Consider the following 5,780-nt stretch of genomic DNA (forward strand, 5'->3'; position numbering starts at 1 on the left):
GCCCAGGTGAGTAACTCGCTACCACTGCACTAACGTAATTAGGATACAAGCAAATTTATTTATTCACGAAACAAAAATAAAAATTATTCCTTGTTTCAGAACAAACGACTTGCCTACTGCACGCGCATACCCTCATTTTCGGATATCCTACGAATTACGAACTTGTACTGAGCTTGCCCTAAGCTTGTCCTGAGAGTAGCCGTTGGCGCAGCCTCTCGTAGAGAAGGGCGTAGCCGAAGTATTACGAATTATTTTAACGGTGTGGTTCTACTTGAGGATAAACAACAAGCGTCATGAACCAGAAATCAAGACAGCAGCAAGTAATTAAAGCATTTGAAGATTTTTTGTCTACCCCCCTAGAAACGATACTGCAACGGCATCTCAACACTCAAACTTCGACAACTTTGAGTTTATTTCACGATGTGGCGGCTAATGTACCAGCCTACAAGGCGTTTTTAGCAGAAAGGGAAATTAATCCCGCGACTATTCAAACCTTAGAGGAGTTTCAAAAACTACCAGCGATCGCCAAGGAAAATTATATACTGCATTATCCTTTAGCTGACTTGTGCCGCAACGGGCAACTCCAAGGGTGCGACATGATAGCTGCTTCTTCAGGTTCCACTGGTAAACCGACATTTTGGCCTCGTTTTTTCACAGATGAACTCCAAATCGCCACACGTTTTGAACAAATTTTTCACGATAGTTTCTATACAGATACCAGACGTACCCTAGCAGTGATTTGTTTCACTTTAGGGACTTGGGTAGGTGGAATATTTACCAGCAATTGCTGTCGTTATCTTGCTAGCAAAGGTTATCCTATCACTGTAATTACTCCTGGTAACAACAAAGAAGAAATCTTGCGAGTTGTCCAAGAATTAGGTTCAGCATTTGAACAAGTGGTGTTATTGGGATACCCGCCATTTTTAAAAGATGTGATTGATACTGGTATTGCTTGTGGTGTGGAGTGGCAACAATATCAGATTAAGTTAGTGATGGCGGGAGAAGTATTTAGTGAAGAATGGCGGAGTTTAGTTAGTGAAAGAGTTGGTTCACAAAATCCTTGTTATGATTTTGCATCACTTTACGGCACTGCAGATGCAGGAGTTTTGGGTAATGAAACACCGTTAAGTATCTACATTCGCCGTTTTTTGGCAGAAAATCCCGATGCTGCTAGAGCTTTATTTGGGGAATCACGTTTACCGACGTTAGTACAGTATGATCCTTGCAGTCGCTTTTTTGAAGTTCAAGATGGCGGATTGCTGTTTTCAGGAGATAACGGTATTCCCTTAGTGCGTTATGACATCTTAGATACTGGCGGCATAATTAGTTATGATGCCATGCTGCAATTTTTAGCAGAATGGGGATTTGATCCTGTTGCAGCGTTAGAAAACTCCCCACTCCCCACTCCCCACTCCCCTAGAGGTATTCACTCATTACCTTTCGTTTATGTCTTTGGGCGTTCTAACTTTACAGTTTCCTACTTTGGTGCAAATATCTATCCCGAAAATGTGACGGTGGGATTAGAACAACCAGTAATTCAAGAATGGGTGACGGGTAAATTTGTATTGCAGGTGAAGGAAGATGCAGATAAGAACCGATTTTTATCTGTGGTTGTGGAATTAGCACCAGGGGTAGAGGGTAGTGAAGATCAAAGACTTGCGATCGCATCTTCTATTCTCTCTCAACTGCTACGCCTAAATAGCGAGTTTGCTAATTATGTTCCCGCAGAATATCAAACACCACAAGTTACACTAGCCCCAATGGGTGATTTTGAATATTTCCCGATTGGGGTGAAACATCGTTATACCCGTCAATAGTACAAGGGGGGGTGGGGTGGTTGTTTGCGATCGCGTTCCCAATTGATTGGGTTATTGATAATATATTGTCTAATTTGATCGAGGGCAAATTCATTACGGATTATGTTGTCATGGAACCTTCCTTGCCATCCAAAACCTTCATAAATTTGATTAATTTCAAATGTACATCGTCCTTTGTACCACCTAACAATTTTAGAAAGAGAATTTTTAGACAACATCGGATTAAATAACTCAGTAACCCCACCCCGTTCACCATCCCCCCTTGTAGAGACGGGATTCATCGCGTCTTCTTCTTGTATTTTAGGACTTACGCACGCTCTACGAATTCTTGGCGTTCTTGGCGTCTTGGTGAACCAGCGCTGTAGGCGGGTTTCCCGCCGTAGGCGACTGGTGAACCCGAAGGGCGGTTCGATAAATTAAGCCTTTCGGCGATTTTTGCGTAAGTCCTGTATTTGATTAATAATCAGAATCCCGTGAATATGATTAGGCATGACGCAAAACGAATCTATCTGGCAATCGCATTCCCATTCTGTTTACAATGTTTGTTTTATTAGGGGCGATCGCCTCTGCCGCAGTTTCCCCTAAGATAACCAAAGCACCTGGAAGATTTGATAGCTTTGGTTCACAACACAAGTTCGTTTGAATTTATAGTCGATAGCTTAGGCACAATGAAGTTAAAAGTCAAGTATAAAAGCTATAGCAATCCTATCTGAGTTGTGAAAATTAACGAACCGCCAAGACGCCAAGAGCGCCAAGAAAAGAAAGAGAAGCTTTCACATATGATTTAGGATTGCTATAGTTTGCAACTGAGTAGTTTTTCCCGCACCCGGTTCCCCAATTAAAGCGATGCGGTGTCCTTGAGTTTTACCAATTCGTTCAGAACACAAGCCCATTCGTTCAGAACACAAGCCCATTCGTTCAGAACACAAGCCCATTCGTTCAGAACACAAGCCCATTCGTCCAGAACACAAGTCCATTCGTCCAGAACACAAGTCCATTCGTCCAGAACACAAGCCCATTCGTTCAGAACACAAGTCCATTCGTCCAGAACACAAGTCCATTCATTCAGAACACAAGTCTTTTTTCAACGATTTATTGTCTAGCGTCGTGTAATTACTGAGCCAAAAATCAAAACTTATTACAAAAAACACCTTTTTTTGCAAGTTTTACTGAACCGCTACATTGTCCCATTGAGACACTCTAGAAAGATAAGTTTAGTAAAAAGTATGCATTGATGCCACGCAAGAAAAGAACCTCTCCCTTACTAGAAAAAACCGAACAGAGAGTAATCGGATTTAAATCGATTAATTCCAGCCTCGACAGCCACTATCACCCGGTTAAAATCGACCGCAGACTCAAAAGCAGCTTCTACACAGACGGCGTAATGAGCAACAAGTAGGCATCATTCACGGTGAATGATGCCCATGTTTGGCAATCGCACTTGTCTGTGAGATACCATAAAGCTAGATTCTTAAGGAGTACAAATATGACTCCAGCATCAAATGGGCAAGTTTCAATTATTCGTACCGAGCGTGGGCTAACGATTTCAGGCACACGCATCACTTTGTATGACGTGATGGACTATGTGACAGAGCATTACCCACCCAAGTTTATCCGTGCCATGCTCAACCTCACAGATGAACAAGTGCATTGTGCGCTATCTTACATTGATGCACATCGTGCCGAAGTTAAAGCAGAGTATCAATTAGTTCTTAAGGAAACTGAGGAACTGCGGCAATATTACGAGGAGCAAAATTGCGATCTGATTGCTCGCATTGCTGCAAAACCTCCAAGACCAGGTACACAAGCAATTCGAGCAAAGCTTCGAGCAGAACGAAGCAAGCTTGAATCGCAAGCATGAACCTTCTGATCGATCATAATTTACGAGGACATTCTGTTGTCTTAGCAGGTAGCCTTGCAGCAAGCGGCTGAAATCAAGTAATTGCAAAATCAAGCATTGTAGTCACCAATAGGCGATCATTCCTCAATCAATTCAAAATCAACTCGCTCATAAATATCACGCAAGGCAATTTGAAAATCGATAGAATCTAAGACTAAAACTGCATCTTCACCTTCATATTCCTTAAAAATCCATTGACCTTCTGCTTGCTTTGCAAATTGTTCTACAGCAAAACTATACTGGTCAATCATAATATATTCCTGAAAACCAGGAATTGAACGATAATATTTAAACTTATCTGTTTTGTCATAATTTTTAGTTGAATTTGATAAGACTTCAACAATTAATAAGGGATTAGTGATAATTGTTTTACCTGTTCCCTCATAAATAGGCTTACCTTTGATGACCATAACATCAGGATAAGTATTAATGCGATAACGAGGTATTGATAATTTAACATCGCCTATATATATGTTATAATTTTCTCCTTGCACTGTCAGGGGAAATTTTTTGTAAAAATTACCTGCAATGTTGTTGTGGTTAGTTGTTCCTCCTGTCATGGGTATAATTTCTCCGTCTCTGTATTCATTTTTATATTCAGCTTTCTCTTCTAATTCCAAATATTCTTCTGGGGTGTAGTAGCGCTTTTCTGTTTGTAAAACCATATTAATTAACTCATAAAATAGGGGAATGGCTATGTTATCAATAGCGTAACGTACCCGAAAGAGAGCGAAAATAAATATTTTTGTTATACAAATACGGTTGCAGACAATGTAACAATAGCGATCGCAAGCCAATACTTTTAGCCATACCCACCAGTGAACGCCCCTACCAACATCTCTGCACAAACTCAGAATCGCAAAGCCGATCACATTCGGATCTGCTTAGAGGAAGATGTTCAGTCTCATCAAATCACCAATGGACTGGAACGTTATCGCTTCACCCATTCTTGCTTACCCGAACTCAACCACGACGATATTGATATCAGTACAGCTTTCCTGGGGAAACACCTTAGCGCACCCTTGTTAATCTCTTCCATGACTGGCGGAACAGAACAAGCCGCAATCATTAATCAACGTTTAGCCCAAGTCGCGCAACACTACAAAATTGCAATGGGTGTCGGTTCCCAACGAGTAGCAGTAGAAAAACCCCAAGTGGCTGATACTTTTGCTGTCCGCAAATATGCCCCCGATGTTCTGCTTTTTGCGAACTTGGGGGCTGTGCAACTTAACTATAAGTACGGCTTAGATGAATGTTTGCGCGTAGTTGATATCCTAGAAGCTGATGCTCTGATTTTACACATTAACCCTCTACAAGAGTGCATTCAACCCAAAGGTGATACTAATTTTCGGGGTTTGCTTGACAAGATATCTGATTTATGCAATCAACTACCAGTGCCAGTGATTGCGAAGGAAGTTGGTAACGGCATTTCAGCAGCGATCGCCAACAAACTAATCGCTGTTGGGGTAGCAGCAATTGATGTAGCTGGTGCGGGGGGAACTTCTTGGGCAAAAGTAGAAAGCGAACGGGCAGAAAATCCCTTGCAACGTCGCTTAGGGAGGACATTTGCCGATTGGGGTTTACCGACAGCAGAGTGTATTACAACTATTAGAGCGATCGCTCCAAATGTGCCTTTAATTGCTTCGGGAGGTTTGCGTCATGGATTGGATATTGCAGCCGCGATCGCCTTGGGAGCAGATATAGCTGGTTTAGCAATGCCTTTTTTGCAAGCAGCAGCAACATCAGAGACAGCAGTTGCGGAACTGGCTGAAGTATTAATCGCCGAAATCACCACGGTATTATTCTGCACTGGCAACGCCACCTTGTATCAGTTAAAGCACTCTGATAGTTTACAGCGCATAGAATAGGTAAATGGGGAATGGGGAATGGGGAATGGGGAATGGGGAATGGGGAATGGGGAATGGGGAATGGGGAATGGGGAATGGGGAATGGGGAATGGGGAATGGGGAATGGGGAATGGGGAATGGGAAGTTAGGAGTTAGGAGTTAGGAGTTAGGAGTTAGGAGTTAAAAATTCTCTCCCAATGCCCAATGCCCAATGCC

The 5,780-nt window shown here is 42.2% G+C and carries 6 protein-coding genes; 3 read left to right on the plus strand and 3 right to left on the minus strand.

Annotated features, from left to right (window positions below):
* Positions 1–293 precede the first annotated feature (293 nt).
* Positions 294–1,817, plus strand: coding sequence for a phenylacetate--CoA ligase family protein (locus LC574_RS23025; protein WP_229455884.1), 1,524 nt, complete (start codon positions 294–296; stop codon positions 1,815–1,817).
* Here LC574_RS23025 and LC574_RS23030 read toward each other — a convergent pair.
* Entirely contained in the window at positions 1,811–2,098 is a 288-nt protein-coding gene (locus tag LC574_RS23030) for a transposase (RefSeq protein ID WP_229455885.1), read from the minus strand. The two genes, LC574_RS23025 and LC574_RS23030, sit on opposite strands and share 7 nt — an antisense overlap.
* Before the next feature lie 492 nt (positions 2,099–2,590).
* Positions 2,591–2,857 carry a hypothetical protein gene (locus LC574_RS23035; protein ID WP_229455886.1) on the minus strand — a complete coding sequence of 89 codons (267 nt, stop codon included), beginning with the start codon at positions 2,855–2,857 and terminating at the stop codon, positions 2,591–2,593.
* Between the two features lie 446 nt (positions 2,858–3,303).
* Between LC574_RS23035 and LC574_RS23040 the strand changes: the two genes are divergently transcribed.
* Positions 3,304–3,678 carry a DUF433 domain-containing protein gene (locus tag LC574_RS23040; protein WP_229455888.1) on the plus strand — a complete coding sequence of 125 codons (375 nt, stop codon included), beginning with the start codon at positions 3,304–3,306 and terminating at the stop codon, positions 3,676–3,678.
* Between the two features lie 116 nt (positions 3,679–3,794).
* On the opposite strand, the gene LC574_RS23045 is transcribed toward LC574_RS23040, so the two are convergent.
* Positions 3,795–4,382, minus strand: a complete 588-nt coding sequence (locus LC574_RS23045) for a Uma2 family endonuclease (RefSeq protein ID WP_229455889.1) — start codon at positions 4,380–4,382, stop codon at positions 3,795–3,797.
* 153 nt (positions 4,383–4,535) lie between these two features.
* On the opposite strand from LC574_RS23045, the gene fni reads away from it, so the two are divergent.
* Positions 4,536–5,585 (plus strand): type 2 isopentenyl-diphosphate Delta-isomerase, encoded by a 1,050-nt coding sequence (fni, locus tag LC574_RS23050; protein ID WP_229455890.1) that lies wholly within the window; start codon positions 4,536–4,538, stop codon positions 5,583–5,585.
* The last annotated feature ends 195 nt before the right edge of the window (positions 5,586–5,780 follow it).

The sequence above is a fragment of the Nostoc sp. CHAB 5715 genome (genome assembly GCF_020829685.1).
GTDB lineage: Bacteria > Cyanobacteriota > Cyanobacteriia > Cyanobacteriales > Nostocaceae > Nostoc.

What these genes read in the sequence shown, in the direction of transcription:
- LC574_RS23025 (WP_229455884.1), top strand. Translation starts at nt 294, where the DNA reads ATGAACCAGAAATCAAGACAGCAGCAAGTAATTAAAGCATTTGAAGAT.
- LC574_RS23030 (WP_229455885.1), bottom strand. Translation starts at nt 2,098, where the DNA reads ATGAATCCCGTCTCTACAAGGGGGGATGGTGAACGGGGTGGGGTTACT.
- LC574_RS23035 (WP_229455886.1), bottom strand. Translation starts at nt 2,857, where the DNA reads ATGGACTTGTGTTCTGAACGAATGGGCTTGTGTTCTGGACGAATGGAC.
- LC574_RS23040 (WP_229455888.1), top strand. Translation starts at nt 3,304, where the DNA reads ATGACTCCAGCATCAAATGGGCAAGTTTCAATTATTCGTACCGAGCGT.
- LC574_RS23045 (WP_229455889.1), bottom strand. Translation starts at nt 4,382, where the DNA reads ATGGTTTTACAAACAGAAAAGCGCTACTACACCCCAGAAGAATATTTG.